Source organism: Pedobacter sp. GW821-FHT01D05, from assembly GCF_059422505.1.
On record NZ_JBWKXA010000005.1, the window covers coordinates 247,269 to 265,409 of the forward strand.

Annotated in this window: 10 protein-coding genes; all 10 read right to left on the reverse strand. The window is 37.3% G+C overall.

What is annotated here, in order from left to right; translation table 11 throughout:
* Window positions 1-6: 6 nt before the first annotated feature.
* The 10 genes from AC07VK_RS18490 to AC07VK_RS18535 are packed head-to-tail and all read right to left on the reverse strand — an operon-like array spanning window position 7 to window position 17,269.
* Entirely contained in the window at window positions 7-1,938 is a 1,932-nt protein-coding gene (locus AC07VK_RS18490) for a M60 family metallopeptidase (RefSeq protein WP_492962353.1), read from the reverse strand.
* Window positions 1,939-1,953: 15 nt separating this feature from the next.
* Complete coding sequence (locus tag AC07VK_RS18495; protein ID WP_492962355.1) at window positions 1,954-3,714, reverse strand: LamG domain-containing protein; 1,761 nt, start codon at window positions 3,712-3,714, stop codon at window positions 1,954-1,956.
* A 23-nt stretch (window positions 3,715-3,737) separates the two neighbouring features.
* The gene (locus AC07VK_RS18500) at window positions 3,738-5,441 is read right to left on the reverse strand and encodes a DUF5008 domain-containing protein (protein WP_492962357.1); all 1,704 of its coding nucleotides are present in this window, start codon (window positions 5,439-5,441) and stop codon (window positions 3,738-3,740) included.
* A gap of 32 nt (window positions 5,442-5,473) precedes the next feature.
* Complete coding sequence (locus AC07VK_RS18505) at window positions 5,474-6,193, reverse strand: fasciclin domain-containing protein (RefSeq protein ID WP_492956109.1); 720 nt, start codon at window positions 6,191-6,193, stop codon at window positions 5,474-5,476.
* Window positions 6,194-6,197: 4 nt separating this feature from the next.
* The gene (locus AC07VK_RS18510) at window positions 6,198-7,724 is read right to left on the reverse strand and encodes a RagB/SusD family nutrient uptake outer membrane protein (protein ID WP_492962359.1); all 1,527 of its coding nucleotides are present in this window, start codon (window positions 7,722-7,724) and stop codon (window positions 6,198-6,200) included.
* Window positions 7,725-7,731: 7 nt separating this feature from the next.
* Window positions 7,732-10,887 (reverse strand): SusC/RagA family TonB-linked outer membrane protein, encoded by a 3,156-nt coding sequence (locus AC07VK_RS18515; protein ID WP_493053029.1) that lies wholly within the window; start codon window positions 10,885-10,887, stop codon window positions 7,732-7,734.
* 35 nt (window positions 10,888-10,922) lie between these two features.
* Window positions 10,923-11,948, reverse strand: coding sequence for a DUF5007 domain-containing protein (locus tag AC07VK_RS18520; protein ID WP_492956112.1), 1,026 nt, complete (start codon window positions 11,946-11,948; stop codon window positions 10,923-10,925).
* 6 nt (window positions 11,949-11,954) lie between these two features.
* Window positions 11,955-12,632, reverse strand: a complete 678-nt coding sequence (locus tag AC07VK_RS18525; RefSeq protein ID WP_492956113.1) for a hypothetical protein — start codon at window positions 12,630-12,632, stop codon at window positions 11,955-11,957.
* 20 nt (window positions 12,633-12,652) lie between these two features.
* Window positions 12,653-14,236, reverse strand: coding sequence for a RagB/SusD family nutrient uptake outer membrane protein (locus AC07VK_RS18530; protein WP_492956114.1), 1,584 nt, complete (start codon window positions 14,234-14,236; stop codon window positions 12,653-12,655).
* A gap of 30 nt (window positions 14,237-14,266) precedes the next feature.
* Window positions 14,267-17,269, reverse strand: coding sequence for a TonB-dependent receptor plug domain-containing protein (locus AC07VK_RS18535; RefSeq protein WP_492962362.1), 3,003 nt, complete (start codon window positions 17,267-17,269; stop codon window positions 14,267-14,269).
* Window positions 17,270-18,141: the final 872 nt, after the last annotated feature.

Consider the following 18,141-nt stretch of genomic DNA (forward strand, 5'->3'; position numbering starts at 1 on the left):
CTTAAATTATGGCTTTATTAAATTCATTTCAGCAAATACCACATAAGGATTAGTGGTATATCCGTTTTTAACAATTACTTTGAAAAATTTGGCATTTATATTTCCATTGGGAAATATATATTCGAACCTATTGGCAGTATTTGGTAAAGTGGTAGTACCAATGCTGGTGTAATTAATATTATCTCTACTGCTAAAAATCTCTACCTCTTTAGCATCTCCGGCCCTATTGGTACCGGCTCTGCCATTAAAATACATACCCTTAATAGGAATATTGGCACCTGCATTAAATATGAAGGTAAAAGGGTATGATTGTGCAGGTGTTGGGCTTGAATACTGAGAATGATAGTAAGTAGTTAAATTATTATCTACCAAAGCAGCAATTGATCCCTCTTGTGCAGGAGAACTTGCTGATACAACAGTGGTAGTATAAGTAATAGTACCAGTTCCTCCTGTTTTATTTAAAGGATTATAAGTCCAGAGCTGTTTCGTCAACAAAGGATATTTATTAGACATTTTAACCGCTACAGCATCGCTATAATTAATTCCCCAGGCATCAAAAAATGGGGCTAAATCAGTTTGAGTATAGTCAGATAATTTTTCGTATACAAAGTTATGCATGGTAATATCGCTAGAGTTTAAACGCGCCGCATGTCTTGCTTCAGTATACAAGTGAGTCATGGCACCATAGCCATATTTCTCAAAAATCTGCACAAAAGGTGTCATTCGTTTGAACGGATCGTTCATTGCACCATCGGTATCGAAATTTTTTGCACCTGTACCAGAAGCATAGGTTATGGCCTGAGGAAAACCACTTGAAACTGAAGGGTGCAAAATATTATAATCGGCACCAATTCTGTTGGCTACTTTAAAGCTAAATAAGTTATTGGTTGTTTCGCCTAAAGTGCTCCAGCTCCAAACTCTTCCCTGTTGACAATTGTGGCCGAACTCATGGTAAGACCCCCACATACCATTACTGGTCGTAATGTTTTTCAGACTTGTAAAACCTTTAAACCACTCACTATCGTTCAAACCTACAAAAGGGAAACCACTGTGGCCATAACCTGCTGATAACTGAATATCCAATATCCCTCTCCAGGGTCCCTGCGGGCTTTTATCTCTTGCATCTGCTGCATTATCTGATAATCCCATCCAGGCGTTGTAATCAAGATCGAATACATCGTTCCATTTGCCCAAAGCAACAGTTGGGTTAGTATAAGGCTCGGATGATGAAAATGTAGCTATAATTTTATCTCTTGGCACCAGGAAAATCACCCTTTTGCTACGTAACTCTAGCCAAGGTACCTGAGAAGCTTTTACTTTATTTACCCAGTCTGCATCTACTGTTTGGCCTAGAATAAAATCAGGAGAAACACAAGCATTGGTTATGGTAAACTCTACAGGGTTTGGATAGGCTCTGCCTGCACGGATATAAATGGTACCACCATATAAATTACGGACATAGTTTGCGCCTGCATAAAGTTGCTGACGCATATAAATAACTGGGTCGCGCAATAATGGGCTTTTACCTGCAAGGTTATCGGTATGGCCACCAACCTGAACAGTTAAACCTTCAATACCTGCCGGAACCTCTATTTTAACCAGTTCACCTGGAGCAGCGTAATAACCAGTGCTGTACTGCGGCTCTGGAGCAACTGATATACGTAGATTCTCAGCTGTTTGATCGGTAAAGTTTAAATCTAAGGTAAATTTAGCATTTTGTACACGCGGTTCCGATTGATCTACTAAGCCTGGAAATACCCTCGCTTTTGCATACATAGACTTATCGATCACCTTCATATTGGTATCAATCTTGCCTTCAACAACATTCTGAGAATCGTCAGGGTAACCATCCGGAATGTTGTAACCGTATTTTTTACAAGCTGTTACGCCTAACACTAAGGCAACGGCGCATAATATTGTGAAATGATTGAGTTTCATATTTCTAATATTTAATTAGTTTGTTTGTAAAGTAACTGAAGGGTTATAAAATTTACCCATCAAACTCCATTGGGCTGGGATGGAAATATTCATCCAATTGTAGATTAGTACCGGAATATCAACGCCATTAGGCACAGCTTTAAAAGCTGCTTCGGATATTGCCGGAGACAGATTTGGTGAAATATCAGCAAAATTAGTCCAATTAGGTGTCCCTACTAAATTCATTTGAGGTGCTTTTCCAGTCACATCATTTATTACATTTCCAACACCTTCGTTACCTCTAAAATAGGCTATTAAATTATTGTAATATGGATCTGATATCGCAGTTAATGGTGTTTTTTTACTTGCCGCTATGATATCGGCATTTGGAATAGCTACATTGTAAACCGCAAATTCGGTAATAAAACAATCTACACTAGTATATTTTCCAAACTGTAGAGGCGCTGTGGTATTTAAATTTCCACTACCTGCATTTAGGGGTAAATTAGCGGTTTGCGCAGCTATACCATCAACAAACATACTGGCTGTATGGGTAGTACCATTGTTAAAGAACCTTACTGCAACGGAGTGCCATTTCCCGTCATCTATCTTTTGAGATGCCGGCCCTTTTGTCTGGCTGTTACCAGTAGTCCCAGTGAAGCTCGCATTAAAAGTAATAATGCCACCATCGTCTTTTATAAAGGCCCAACCCGGTACACCTCCGGTTATTCCACTAGTAAGGCCTCTTTTTTGGAGAATTGCACAGTAGCCCGAATTTCCCGCACTTCCATCCCAACGGATGTTAAAACGGATAGTAGCCTCAACATTTGTACCTAAATTTAAAAAATTAGGATCGCTTTGTACAGCACCATTGGTTGCATTAAACTTCGGGCCAATTCCTGCATAAGGCAGGTTACTTACATCGGGTTTTGTTACAGGATTCGGTTTAAATTTAGGGTTATAAAAAGCCACAAAAGTATTACGGGAATCGTCGGCATAGATGTTTGAACCTGCACCACCACCCGAAGTAGGGCCTCCTCCTTTATTAGATGCGATTACCACTAACCAATTTTCCTGGGCATAAGTTTTTCTCGCCCTTAAAGCTGCCAGGATCTCTCCAACATAACTATCTAATGTATTAATGGCTGTAGTATATGCTGCAGTAGATGCAGTATATCCATTAGCCGCACCAGCAGTTTCAGCGCTGTGAAATTGCGCTACCAATAATGATGGATTGCTAGTTGTTAATTCAGTAATAACTGCAGTTTTAACAGCTGCATCATCAGACAGGGTTTGTTTAACGGTTGCATCAGTTGCCAGGTTATCGTTAAATGCAGCTGTTGCACCGAAAGAAACTGTTCTGGCAGTTGGGATAGTTGATTTAATTCCGCTAAATAATGTTGGGGTTGGTTGCAAATTTAAACCTGTGAAAGCCTCTGTGGTAACATTATGTTTAGTATAATCTACTCCCGTAAGCATGGTAGTCCAGGATGCCGCGTTAGTTATTACATTTCTCTGGTAATCGGCTACGCCATCATAAGAATAAATCGAATTTGTAGTAATTTGTGTCAGGTTACTTGGTGCCAGGCTGCTAACAACCGAACCTTTTACCCCATCCAATATAATGTACAATACTTTTTTAGCATTGGTACCTAAACCAAGCGTATCATTTCTGAACGATTTAGGAAGTACACTATCAAAATTTTTATTGCAGGCCGATTGGAGTAAAACAAAGCCCAAAACGAGTGCAGTACCTATAGTTTTTACATTAAAAACTGATATTATATTTTTTTTCATATCTATATAATTAAAGTGTACAGTTAATTAGAAATGATTAATCTAAGTACGTTACGTGGCAATATGGAATTAAACCTGGTAATATCACCTACCAAAATCACCTGCGAACCATTTGATATTGGCGTTTCAATCATATCATATACTCTACCCTGAAAACCTCCGGTATTATTATAGCCTACAGCCAGCTGGCCATTAGGTTCTAAAATCATAAAGCCCTGACGCAGGTAATCACCATATCTATTGAATGAACCGGAAACTATTATTTTACCACTATTGAGCTGGCCTGCGAAAGTTGCTATACCACCAGTAATAGCGGCACCAATAAATGTACTTACTACCGATCCGTTAGAATTTAACAAGGCAATACCAGGAGATGCTTTTCCATTGAAAGTGGTAAAATTACCACACACCACAATTTTATCGGTTACACTATTATATCTTATAGAATAAATGTCTCCATCAGCGCCACTACCTACGCTAAAGCCCTGATCAACAGAACCATCTAAATTTAAGCGAACAATCCGGTTGGCAGTTACCCCGTTAAAGGAGCTAAAACCTCCTACTAAAATAAGTTTACCATCGCTCTGCATCGTAGCATCGAAAATACCACCGTTTCCTGCAGCAGCACTTTGGCGTGTGTTTTTATTATAATGAAAAGTAGAATCCATCGATCCATCGGCATTTACACGCACAATCTGTTTCATCCGGGTTACATCATAAACTTTCTCATCATAACTGGAATTTGGATAGTATATCCTTTTAAAGTTCTGGAAATTACCGACAATATAAATCTGCTCTCCAAAAACAAAGGTTTTTTTCACATAACCATCTACCCCGGCATTAAATGCGGCAACAGTATCGCCATTTTTCCAGGTTTCTCCGGGTTTAGGATTAACAATGGGCACTAAAGAATTACCAAAGGCATCTTTATCGGCAGTTTTAACGGTATCTAAAGTACCATTAGCATTTAACCTGGTAATATTGTTAAGGGTTTGTCTGTTTAGACGCCAAGAGTTAAAAGAAGAAAAGCTACCTGCTATAATAAATTTGCCGTTCTGTGAACCACTCGATATTCTATTGATCGAAGTAATAATTCCAAGTCCTCCCATTACACCTTTCCCAAAATTAATATCTGAGGTAATGTACCCACCATCAGCATCTATTTGAGCTATGCCACCATTAGGAGATAGTAGCGTACCCCTTTGTTCAAAACTTGTAAATCCGCCGCCAAGCCAAAACCTTCCTGAAGGTAGTTTTTCGGCATCAAAAACTGTTGTTATACCAGCGGCAGCAACAGTTCCGGCCCCATTTATAATTTTAAAAGTAGGATCTACAGCCACTTTCCCCCCAACCTTAACAATTGGTCCAAAAAAGCTTTGACCTTGAGAAGTAATCCAAACACTTCCAGTACTGGCCGTTAGTGGCACCTTAAATTGAATGGTACTATCAGTATAATTTAGCACTTCAGCTTCGATCTCATTTACGTACAGCTTAAAATTATCTTTATATTTCATTAAGCCTTTAACCTGAAGATTTAAAGTTGTTCCTGCATTTACAATATCAGGGTCGGTAGTTTTAGAGATAAAAGTAATCCCTAAAACCTGTTTTCCTCCAGCGTATGGATCATCAGCCAGTCCCTTACTTTTTTCGCAAGAAACCATTAGGCCAGCAAGGCAAACCACCATTGCTACCAATATGCCTGTTCTATATTTTATGTTTGTTAACATTTATCTGTTAATTTAAATTAATAAATAATTAGCTATGGTGTAGGTGGTAATATGCCAGCTGCAACTACCTGATCTATAAACGTATCGGTATTAAAGCCAAGATTATGCTTAATTTTTGTTAGTACATGCAATACACCATTTGTAGTCTGTATATCTGAAGTAGCAACAGGATTATTCTGCAAGGCCACTTGTGGATTTGACAGATCTGGTATATAAGCGAGGAATAACTGACGGTAACCAGCATAACTAACACCACCTGCATCGCTAAAAATTGCACCAACATTCATTATACGTCCCCCATAAGAAGTATAATTTTGACCTGGATATGCAAGATAAGAAAGCGTATCTCTTTGTGGATAATCCTTTAACAAGTTAGCACCTTTAAAAATATATTGAGAAAGGGTGTTTCTCCATACCTCTGGTTTTATTTGGCTAAGTTTCGATACGGTATCTTTACCATTACTTCTTAAATACTGGTTAAGTCTTTTAATACTTTTGAAAACAGAGCCACTGGGTGGCGCAAAAAAGGTTACATTTTCTTTATCCAGCACTTCAGTTAAACCAGCAAGGTTTACAACAGTAAGTGTGCTATCGAAAAAGGGCTTTTTGTCTTTCATATACTGTAATACACTTCCATTGTATTTTGGATCATGCACACCAGTATCGAAATAGTATTTTTTGCAACTCGCAAACATGAGCACAGTACCGATCAATACCAGTAAAAATGCTTTATTTTTGTTTTGTTTTTTCATCGTCTTAATTCCAAAAATTATTACCTACTAAATATGGATTAGCAGAACGCTCAGTGCCACTAATGATTAAAGGCCAGGTCCATGCGCCATTGTTAAAATTACCAACACTGATTACTGCCTTTGAATATTCCGTGTTTACGGCTCTTTTTGTACGTACCAGATCAAAAAAGAATTGTCCTTCGCCAATTAATTCTCTACAGCGTTCCTTATAAATGTCGTTTTTCAATTCTTCACCACTTGTGGTAAGTGCCGGTGCTGCGGCAGCAGCTCTTACCTGATTGGCATAGGTACGTGCAAGAGCATCATCAGCAAGTTCTGCAGCAGCTTCTGCGGCAAGTAACAAAACGTCAGGTAATCGAAAAATCACCGCACTATCATCACTGTTTATACTCAAACTTGCACCCGATCCGGTTGCATATACATTAATGTATTTCTTAAACTGGAAAGTGTTGTTATCAGCATTATAGTTTTCAAACCATACGGATACCCTGGCATCAGGTGTACCAGCAGGAAAAAGTTTGTTGATGTAATCTTTATCATAGGCCATAAAACTGGTGGTTTTAGTTATACCGCCACGAATTGGAAAATGAGAAAAGAAATAAGAATAATTAGAAAAGGTTGAGAATGTTTCACCGTAATTATAATCCTGCAAAACACCAAATAAGTTTTCGCTAGAGCGGCCTTTAAAAATCTTTTGGGTATTTTCAACAGTAATTGGCAACAATGAATAATTTTTATAGCCAGCCATCTCTTCTCCCAGTGCTAAAACCGATTTATAATACCCAGTTTTATCTCCGGTATCCCAAGCTGCTGCCCACATGTTTAAATGCATTAACAGCGCAACTGCACTGGCTTTTGTAGGTCTCAATCCAATTAACGATGCATCGGTATAAGCTTCTGGAAGATCATTTTTTGCAGCATTCATATCTGCAATACACTTTTTCATTACTTCTACCTGTGGCGTACGCGGTAGTGCTTTGCTATTGTAAGCTTCTGTATAGTAAATGGCATCACCAAATAATTTACAGATAAACATGTAACTTAAATTACGTGTAAATACGGCTTCTGCCTTGTATCTTTTTCTGTCTGCATCTGACAAGGCGGATGAAGGAACATTATCTACTTCGTAATACAATATATTGCTCGCGGCAATAATATCGTACCAGGCCTTCCAATCCATAATAGCTCTTAATCTACCGTCGTATGTTGTTGAACCAGTTATTGGAGATTTTAAATTATTAACAATTAAATTGTTAAACACGTTATTCCCACTATTATCAATTGTACCAACAACTTTTACAAAGTTCCCTCTCACTTCAAGTGCAGGCATTATTACACTAAAACCTATTTTATCTCTTAATCTAGAATAAATTCCGTTGGTAAATCCTTCAACGTCGTTTCTGGTCTGCCAAAAATTGTTTCCAGAGAGTGCATCTATAGGTTCAACGTTAAGAAATTTCTTACATCCAGGCGCTACGAATAATAGTAAGGTAGCAACCAGTAAATATTTTATATTTTTCGCTTTCATCATGTCCGATTTAAAATTCAATATTTAAGCCCAATGCAAATTGTTTAGAGGCAGGATAACCTCCAGAATCATCTCTACCTAAAGCAGTTACGTTTTCTGGATTTGGCCCTCTGTAACGCGTAATAAAACCTAGGTTAGAAGCCGTAGCATTAATGCTTACCCTGTTCATCCCAAAGCGTTGCGTGAATTTTTGATTAAACATATAGTATACCTTTACAGAGTTTAATTTAAAGTACGATCCGTCTTCCTGGAACAAGGTTTGGTTATACCTGAATGGGCCCAGGTATTGCGCTCTAACAAAATCCAATGGGTTACCATAAGTAGCCATATCGCCAGCCGATGCCCAGTAACTGTACTCAGATAACGGCACCAGATTGCCCAAAAGGTTTGGATTGCCGAAACGTGCAAATTGCGATGCCAAACTGTTGTTTAAAATATCTCTTTGTAAGGTAAATGAAGTATTAACCTCTAAACTCCAGTTTTTGTATTGAACCAATGTGAAAAACCCTCCAGTAATTTGAGGTTGTGAATTTCCTGCAATAACCCTATCGTACTCGTTTAAAACATAGTTACCATCTAAATCGGTAAATATTGGATCGCCTGCCCGGAAATAGTTCAAAAGACCGTTTGAACCGACACGATAAGGCAAACCGGTAAGTGGGTCTACAGGAACCTGAGCATTTGTACTGTAAACACCTTTCGTATTATACAAATAGTTAGACAAAGAGTTAATACCCAAACGGTAATAAATATCTTGTCCTAAATCTGTATCAAAGCGAATTTTCTCCCTTAACCCATCAGGTAAGGCCGCAAGTATCTCTCTGTTAATCGCTAAGTTTGCGCTTAAAGTCAATTTAAAAGGGCTAGTTGCATTTAATGGTCTGCTAGTAGCCTGAAACTCCCAGCCATAGTTAACGTTACTAATTTCTGTAGAAGCAATCTGATTAAATGAATTAGCTGTAGAAAGTGCCTTTTCCTGGAAAATATTATCGGTCTGTTTATAATATGTGTCAAAAGCTAAGGTGAATTTGCCATTAAAAATACCGATATCAAAACCTGCATTGTAAGTGGTGGCCTTAGTTGGCTCTAAGCTTAAATTTGGCAAGAAATCTAAGTTGGATATTACTGTGTTACTGTTATTATAACGGTTACCTCCAGAATATTTACCATAAGCCTGATAGATACTTCCATTAGGTGTAATGTTAGAACCATAACTTAAACGGAAATCTCCATAATCTAACCATCTTGGAGTTCCTAAAAATTCTTCCCTGTCAAAATTCCATTTTACCGCTATAGCAGGATTTTTCTTGTAACCTGCGTTCGGCCCATTGGTAGAAAGTCCGTCCACACGGTAGTTCAAATCGATTACATATTTTTGTTTATAGTTATAAGAAAATGCACCAGCAAAGGCTATTGTTCTTAAATCAGTATATCCAATTGTTCCACCTTTAGAAGTTAAATAATCTGTCATATTGGTTAACGGGCCTCTCAGCTGATCGTTTACGACCCTGTCATTTAATATGGCATCAGATTTAAAGAATGAGGCTCTTAGTTCTGAGAAGGCAAATACAGTAAAGTTGTGTGCATCTTCACCAGCTTCTTTTAATGAGTATACATACGAAAGTTGATTACGGTTATACAAGGTAGTAGCCCGATCATTGTAAGTATAATATTCTGCCTGGTTTGAATTTAGTGCCGCCGGAGAAAAGTTATCCTTCGTACTCGATTTTGCAGTATAGTTTAAATATGAACCCAATTTCAGATTTGGTACAATCTCGTACTCTGCATTTAATTGTGCTGAAGTATTTAATACCTTATTATCATTATCCGTAGTTAGCGCCCCTAGCACTGAATTAACTGAAGAGTATAGCGAGGGCGCGGGCAGCAAGGATGACGAACTTCCGCCACTGGCGACTCCCGAATTCTGGAGTCCGTTACCACTTCCCGTTTGCTGCTTCTGTATGGAGTTGTTCAACTGCCCTTCTAGCTTAAACTTTCGGCTTGGGGCATAACTCATATTCATATTCAAATTATAACGAGAGTATCCAGTATTTTCTTGAATACCCTTTTCATCATAAGCGCCTAATGCTACCTTATAGTTAAACTTCACATCTCCCCCAGAAATATTTAAATTATGGGTTTGGTTAAAAGTTTGGCGATAAAAATAAGACTGCCAATCTGTTGAGTTATTGTAATAAGCATTTAAACTATCGGATAAAAACGGAGTAGAGTTGATTAAATCGATAGCATGGTTATAAGTTGTATCATAACGCAAAATCTGATCGATTCTTAACAACCGCTCGCCCTTACCGCCAATTACCGAACGCAATTGCGGAACAGTTGACATAAATGCCGAGCCATTATAACGTACCACTGGTACTTTCGAATTACCACGCTTTGTGGTAATTAAAATTACACCATATGCACCTCTTGAGCCATAAAGCGCCGTAGCTGCTGCATCTTTTAAAACTGTAATATCTTCTATATCTTCTGGTGGAATTTGTGAGGCTGGTGAAACGCCAGGACCTGCTTGTTGAAAGCCATAAGAATAATCAGTATTATCATCAACTGGTACCCCGTCTATTACAAATAATGGAGAAGTTGGTGTTAAAAATGATCCATTACCAGAACCAGAAACGTTAATATTCGAAATACCACGAATGGTTACGTTACCCCTAAAGCCTGGAGCACCAGTATTGTTCTGGATATTTAAACCAGCTACCTTACCTTGTAATAGCGACATCACATCACTTGCTGGCTGTCCTTGAATGTCCTTACCAGATATGGTTACCGCAGAACCCGTCATTAACGTTTTCGTTTTAGTTTGGTAACCAGCTGTAACGGTTACCTCTTTCAAGGTTTTGTTATCAGTACCCAAAGTAACCGAAATATTGGTTCGGTTGTTTACTTTTACGGTAGTAGATTCGTAACCCACATAACTAAATGTTAAAGAAGAGTTTCCAGCTACTGTTACCCTGAATTTACCATTATTGTCTGTAATACCTAATGAACTTCCTCCACTGGTAACACTAACGCCGGGTATTGTTTCTTTTGATTTTGATGATCCATCTATAACTACTCCGGTTACAACAATACGTTGTTGGGCAATAGCTAAATTTTGGAAACCAAAAATCAATAAAATAACTATGGTGTAAAAATACTTCATCGGAAATATGTTTTGTTTTAGTTTATACTGTTCCATTAATCATTATCAAATTTTGGTTTGTCCCGCTTAAACCAGAAAGTTATCTCCCAGTCTCCCTTCTCGTAAATATTAAAATTGAATGCCAGGTAGCATTGTTGAAGCACGTTACCAAAAGCCTGCCTGTTAAACCTGAAAACTATTCGGGCCTGATCTCCGGAAAGTGTGGTGTATTTGGTTGGGTACGTACTTAAGGGTATAGGGTATGCAACATCATACTTCACCTTGGTGGCATCCTTAACCATGTTAAAACCATGTACGAGATTTGCCCAATCGGTTGTGGCAAACTTATCTGGATTAATAGGATTGGATAGGGTATCTACAAATTTGAATGTGATACTATTACCATTACCAGCCTTTTTGAATAATACCTGAACATCATCTCTGGTATTCAAAGGCTGACCGCGTTCGCCCGTAATATTTACACTGGTAGGGTTCACAGAAACCGAGGTGCCCTGACCTGTAACAGGATCTAAATTAGATGGCTCGTAAGGTCTTTCGCGTAGTGGGCGCAGACGAAAATTCTGATAATACTTTCTTCCCCCCGAGTTAGACATTTCTACATCGAAAACATAACCAGAATCTGGTTGTGCTTTTATCATGTTAGAGTTAGCCGCTGCCCACATTAAAAATTCTCCTGAATGGGGTCTTACCTCAAATAACGGATGGTTTTCTACCACTCGTTTTGCATTGATCTCATTTAGCGATTTCTCTGTACCATCATAAGCCGTTTTCCAAACTAACACAGGGTAATTATTAGTTAGTTCTGGTGCCGGCTCTCCAGTAAAACTGCGCATATTTACAATCTTAAAATCTAATGGCCTGCTCGAATTTCCATATTGGAAATTATTGGCAAACAGGGTATTTCTACCAAGAACAGGTTGATATAAGTATTGTATGTACTGAGAATCGTTGGCTATGGACAAACGCTCTTCAGGTAAATTCTTTTTGCATGACGATAAGACTATGCCACTAATTAAAATGGTTAAGAATATTCGCACTAGATTTATATTTTTTTTCATCATCACTTTTTAATTGTTCAATCTGTTGGTGAATTCATCAAAACCAAAGTTGTGTATTGGTGTGAGTATATTGATAATGGCATTATTGGTTTTAACATTAACTGCATTGGTTGTAGTTGTTACCCAATAGGTAGTAAAAATGGAACCATAAGTATCACTAAAATTTAATGTTGCTGGCCCACCGCCAATATAACCTGCAGAGCTCAGTTTCACATATTTAATGTGCATCTGGTAGTCGATTACAATGTTTTTCAATAACATACCATCTACATTGTTGATGTAGGCATCGGTAGTTCTGTCTCCTCTGATGATGTATTTACAAAGCATATACCCCAATTCGTTAGGATCTGCATTTGACAAATAGACTGGTTTCTTACCCTGGTTTTTACGTACCATGTTTAAATACTTCTCAGCGGCTTCAAAATTTTTGTTCACCGGCGCAAAAAGTGTTACTTTTTGGTTCGTTAGCGAATCTTTCAAAAAAGGATAACGGTCTAAAACCAAGAGCAAAGAATCGAATGTACCTTTAGGCTGTGCCTTGAGGTAATCCATGGCAGAACCATTAAAAGTCTGCTGTGTATTTACATAATCATGATAAGGCGAATCATCTTTTTTGCAGGCGGTAAAGCACAAGCAAATAAGCCCCAAGAGAAAAAATGTAATTCTATTGTATGATAAATTTTTCATTTTATAACTAGTTAGGTAGGTTATTGCCAATATGGATTTTGAGTAATTGATGAATTTGCATTAATTACATCTTGTGATACCGGCCAGTAAATACCACCAGCATTTTCAAACTGCTTAAATGTCATCGGCGTACCGTTTTTAGTGGCAAAAACAGTTTGAGGGTTTTTAATTCTATTATATCTTATAATATCATACCATCTCCAACCCTCGCCCATTAATTCTCTCCTCCGCTCCTGAAAAATTGCCGCAACCAAATCTGGTGTAGCTGTTGTAAAGCTGAAACCCCTTAGTGCACAAGCCCTATTCAATGCGTTAAGTGCCTCATCTCTTAAACCTAAAACAGCTAGCGCCTCAGCTCTTAATAAGGTAATTTCCTCCATTCGGCTAAACACCATCGACGAACTGAATAAGGTTACATTACCCGAAGTATTAGATGGATAGATAACTTTTACTTTATTAAAAATCGGGCGCTCAGATTCAAAACCATAGAAATAATTTGTCCTGTATAAGTTCGTTACAGGATCAACGCCAAAACGAAGATCATTTGGGGCATTAAAGGCGCGAATAATACTGTCCTTTGACACAAACATTTCTGGCTGTGATTTTGGAATAAACGGCGAAGCCAATGTTAATTGCTCTAAGTGTCCGTTAGCGGTTGATAAACCGTTGCCCGCTTCGAAAGGAAAACCAACCATCAAGTTTGCCCTTTTGTATGCAAACGGACTATAGTTGTTCTGATTTTCCGTTAGTGCATTCATATCAATATAATCCAACGGGTTGGCACCATCTACAAAATATTGGGTAGATTGATTATCTAAAACGAATTTCGAATAGATGGCTGCATCGATATAATTACCCTGCCAAGCAGCGATATGTGCTAAAAGTATATATGCAGATAAGCGGGTAAAAACAATACCATTCCATGATGGCCAGTTAGCACCATAATATAAACCTGGCATAATAGGATCGGTACCACCATACCGAAAAGGTACCACCTTAGCTGCTGCCAACAACTCATTGGTTGCAAATGCTAAAACTTTTTGTTGCGGAGTTCTGCCAAGTTTTATAAACTCACCATCATGAGAGGAAGTTAGCAAAGGCACATCGCCCCAAATTCTGCTCATGTAAAAATAAGCAAAGGCTCTTAACATTCTGGCTTGCGCTACATCTACATCAAGGTTTAACTGGGTATAACGTGGGTCTAATTGTTTAATCTCTTTAGCGCGTTCTACAAAAAGACTTGCAGAATTTATCGCTGCATAAAACCTTCTCCAGTTGGTAATCCTGTTAATTACCGGATATGAGGCATTAAGCTGCCCATTTACAATGGCCTTTAAATCTGCACGTGTAGTAATGGTAAAATCGCCCTGTCTTAAATCGCCCATTAACCAATGTCCGTTATCCGCCACGGTTGCAGAACGAAGCAGGCCATAAACAGATAAAAGGTTGGCTTTTGCATCTTCTAAGGTTTTCCAGTTCGTTTCTTCTGTAGATAATCTTGTAGATTGTACATCATCTATTTTTTTACAAGAAAAGTTACCCAAGCCGATCAGTAATACAAAAATTGCGATAGCAGTTTTGCAAAACCTATTTTCTTTGTTCATTATATAATTCATATTAATTGTATAATTATTTTATAAATCCAATTTAAAGCCCAATACAAATGTTCTTGGGATGGTTAAGTTGGCACCATCATAATACCCATTGTAGTTCACCAACTCAGGATCTACACCCGAAAATTTAGTAATGGTAAACAGGTTCATAGCTGTTGCATATAAATATGCTCTTCTAACAGTTTTTCCTGATTGTTTAAAGATTGCTGTTTTACCAAAATCGTAACCAAGTGTTACCGACCTTAGCTTAAGGTATGATGCATCTTCTAAGAATAAATCCTGATCTGCACGGTAAGCATCAACATCACTCCATGGGTTATAAATGGGGTATGTTTTCTCGTTATCGAATATCTGCCAAGAAGAAACCTCTTTTACCGAGTTGATGTCGTTACCAGCTTCGCGGTTGATAAAACCATAACGGGTAGCTTCATATTGGTTAATTGCTTTCTGCCCCAGTGCAAATATGAAATTGAAATTAAGATCGAAGTTTTTGTAAGCCAATGTATTGTTCCAACCCCCTAAAAATTTCGGTAACCTATCTCCGGTTAAAACCTTGTCCTTATTATCTATGCGGTTGTCGCCATTGTAATCTGCCCAATTTGGATCTCCAGCTTTCATCGGGATACCATTAAAAGTTCTGCCAGCTGGTATATCGGCATTGGTATTGTAAATTCCATTATTACTATATAACCAAAAACTCCCAACGGGTTTACCAACGGCCAATTTATTATCTCCGCTAATTACCGCTGTTAAACCATCAGGTAATGCTTTAACTTCATTTTTATTGTAATTAAGGTTTAACGTTGTATTCCAGTTTAATCCTTTTGGTTTGCTAATAATCACACCATTCAACATCAATTCTAAACCTTTATTATTAATGTCCAATCCTGATTGGTAGTTAACACTATAACCCGTTTCAAAAGGAACAGGAACCCCAATAATATTATTGTTATCGTTTCGATTGTATAATGAAATTGCTGCATTGATTCTATTTTTCAAGAAAGATCCATCCACGGTGATGTTAGTACGATCAGAATAAGGTAAGCTGATACCATATCCGATAAATCCACTCTCATATGGCCTGTTAATTCCTAACCTACCACCATAACCAGGGATTGTTGGTTCTTCAAACCATCCGTTTTCTGAGCGGTACTGAGGGCCGGCAGCATATCTGTCATCAAGAAAAATCCTCAGGTTTCTACCCCATCCGGCACTAAGATGTAGGTTATCAAAAAAAGTATTGTTCTTTAAAAACTGTTCTTTTAAATTAAAAGTGGCATTAAAAGCTGGCGTAGTAACCCATCTGCTATCAGGCTGGCCGTTTGATGCTCCATCTCTTCTTAGCAAGGCACTTACATTTAACAGGTTTTTATAGCTATACTTGGCAGAACCATAAAAAGACATTAAATTATTTCTTTCTTTATCGATGTATCTAAAAACGTAGAAATCGCCTCTGGCTAAAGTATTTAGGTAATCAGGATTATCTGCACCATTAATTTTTTCACGGCCATCCACAAAGTTTAGTTTTACATAATCATTGGGGCCATTATATGCTCTGGCATAATTATATTTGTAAGTATCGCCCTGAAAGCTCTCTCCTATTTCAAAATCAACTGTATTTGCTTTGTTAATTTCATATTTATACGAAATGGTATTACTCTGCAATAAACGTTGGCTATAACCAAAATAATTTGAAACGTAACTTACACCATCCATTAAAGTAGAAGGTGTAAAGTAATCCCTGATCCCTTCGTTATAATCAAAAATCAGACTAGATGAAATAACAAACTTATTAACCCTGGCACTTAATATCAGATTGCCATTTAAAATGGTATTGCGGTTATTATCTACATTTTTATTATTCTCATCCAGAAAGCTTCCATAAATAGAAGAATTAGGAGATAACGGACTAGTTAAATCCGGGATATACCTGGTTTCAGCAAAACGATCGCGCAAGCTTTTGTTTCTGGTCCGATCTAAACGGGCCGCATTTACACTACTTGAAACAGTAAGCCATTTAAATGGGGCCATATTAATACCAAAAAACAAATTGTATTTATTGATATTGGTATCATCGGCATTACCAGCATTTTTGGTGCCCGAACCAAAAAATCTAAAGTTTGCCCGATCACCACCACCTGTAATACCTAAATCGGCAGAAAAGGTTGGCGTATTCTGATAGTACAAATCATTCCAGTTTGATGGACCATAATATGCAGTATTGGTTGAGTCTCTTAAGTAAGAGGCATAACCTGCATAATTTTCTGCAGTTGCATATTTCTGGTAAAACGGTTTTCTGAAGTTATTTTCATAAACACCGTTAACAGTATTTACTTTTGGTGCGGTAACAAACCCAAAATAGGCATTTGTACTAATATCTCTTAGTCCAGCTGCCCTCGCATTTTTGGTAGTAATATAAATAGCACCATTTGCCGCATTTGGTCCAAGTTTAGCCAATTCAAACGGATCTTTAATTACTGAGATAGACTGTATATTATCTATACTGATCTGTGAAAGTAAATTAGTAGCAGGGCCAATCCTATTAAAATCGTATTTCTGTACGTCAAAAGCAAAAGGATTATCTTGAACCAGTGGAACACCGTTTAAGTATACTGCCGGCTGCAATGCATAAATATCCTTTTTAGTAAACAATACACCTGATGCACCTTGTACAATAATGCTTTGCTCGGTTCCGGGTTCACCATTTGGCTCCTGCACATACACTCCAGTCAAATTACCTTTAATAATTTGCTGTAACGATAAATTCGGAACAGGTGTTGAAGAACGAATGTTGATCGTATCGCGTACTGTTTTAAATTTCTGTAGTGCTTTAACCATTTGACCAATTGTATCGGTTTTAATGGAATAAGCGGACGAATCTTTTTTAACTTTAGTTGTATCTTGCTGAAAAACAAAATAACCACCATTAGCCGTTTTAAGCCATGCCCCGTGGGCATATAAAGATTGCGATCCAAAAACAGATAAAAACAAGGCAATACAAACGCTTGTATAAATTTTAACCATTTTATTAGTTTAATTAAAAGTTTAAGTGTTTAAAGAAGAAACTCGATTGGTAAAATATAGTTAAGAAACTATCTCGATTTGAGATTTTGGGCAAAGCAATGCCTTAAGACAAAAAGTAAAATTTTTGATCATCGGATATGGTTTAGAATTGATTAATATTAATTCTTAATGCAACCTAACTTGCATAAGAATGATTAGTTTTTGTTTGCTTGTTTGTTATATACCTTGGTTAGAGGTTCTTTGGTTATTTTATTTATTCTTTGTTTTCTTGCTAGTTGACAAGATTCTTTTTTGCTCGTAATAGTAAAATAAAATATCGGCTAGTTATGATTTGTTAATGCAAGGTATATATTAAGAAAGGTGTTTTTTTTTTTTTCTTAACGCAAACGTTTGCTTAAAAAATGCGTGAGAAGTAAAGCTTTAAACCGTTGCACGCTTTGGGAAGTGCTATAAATTAACTAATTTTTATATTTTTATTAAACGATATTCTAATAACGAATAACTGTTAAGGAAAAAGCTTTAAATGATAGTTTGGTTAGCGCCTAAAATTATGGCTATAGAATCATATTCAGGTTGGCTTAAACCCAAATATGCGATACCATTTTTGCAAATTTTGTAATTCAAAAAAGACATAACACAAATTAAGCGCAAACGTTTGTTTTTTCACCCAAAACAGGGTCCAATACTACGTTAGGCAATTTTTTCTTTTAAAAACAATTAAATCAAACATATTATTTTTAAGTAATTTCTGTTCTGAATCACGAAATAAACCAAACACCAGCATAATAGACTAACTTTCAAAAAAACAATTGTTTATAATCCTGTAAAAAGCAAATCATAAACCGTTTTACTAGCCATATTTTTCTATAAAC

What these genes read in the sequence shown, in the direction of transcription:
- AC07VK_RS18515 (WP_493053029.1), bottom strand. Translation starts at nt 10,887, where the DNA reads ATGAAGTATTTTTACACCATAGTTATTTTATTGATTTTTGGTTTCCAA.
- AC07VK_RS18500 (WP_492962357.1), bottom strand. Translation starts at nt 5,441, where the DNA reads ATGTTAACAAACATAAAATATAGAACAGGCATATTGGTAGCAATGGTG.
- AC07VK_RS18535 (WP_492962362.1), bottom strand. Translation starts at nt 17,269, where the DNA reads ATGGTTAAAATTTATACAAGCGTTTGTATTGCCTTGTTTTTATCTGTT.
- AC07VK_RS18495 (WP_492962355.1), bottom strand. Translation starts at nt 3,714, where the DNA reads ATGAAAAAAAATATAATATCAGTTTTTAATGTAAAAACTATAGGTACT.
- AC07VK_RS18510 (WP_492962359.1), bottom strand. Translation starts at nt 7,724, where the DNA reads ATGATGAAAGCGAAAAATATAAAATATTTACTGGTTGCTACCTTACTA.
- AC07VK_RS18490 (WP_492962353.1), bottom strand. Translation starts at nt 1,938, where the DNA reads ATGAAACTCAATCATTTCACAATATTATGCGCCGTTGCCTTAGTGTTA.
- AC07VK_RS18520 (WP_492956112.1), bottom strand. Translation starts at nt 11,948, where the DNA reads ATGATGAAAAAAAATATAAATCTAGTGCGAATATTCTTAACCATTTTA.
- AC07VK_RS18530 (WP_492956114.1), bottom strand. Translation starts at nt 14,236, where the DNA reads ATGAACAAAGAAAATAGGTTTTGCAAAACTGCTATCGCAATTTTTGTA.
- AC07VK_RS18525 (WP_492956113.1), bottom strand. Translation starts at nt 12,632, where the DNA reads ATGAAAAATTTATCATACAATAGAATTACATTTTTTCTCTTGGGGCTT.
- AC07VK_RS18505 (WP_492956109.1), bottom strand. Translation starts at nt 6,193, where the DNA reads ATGAAAAAACAAAACAAAAATAAAGCATTTTTACTGGTATTGATCGGT.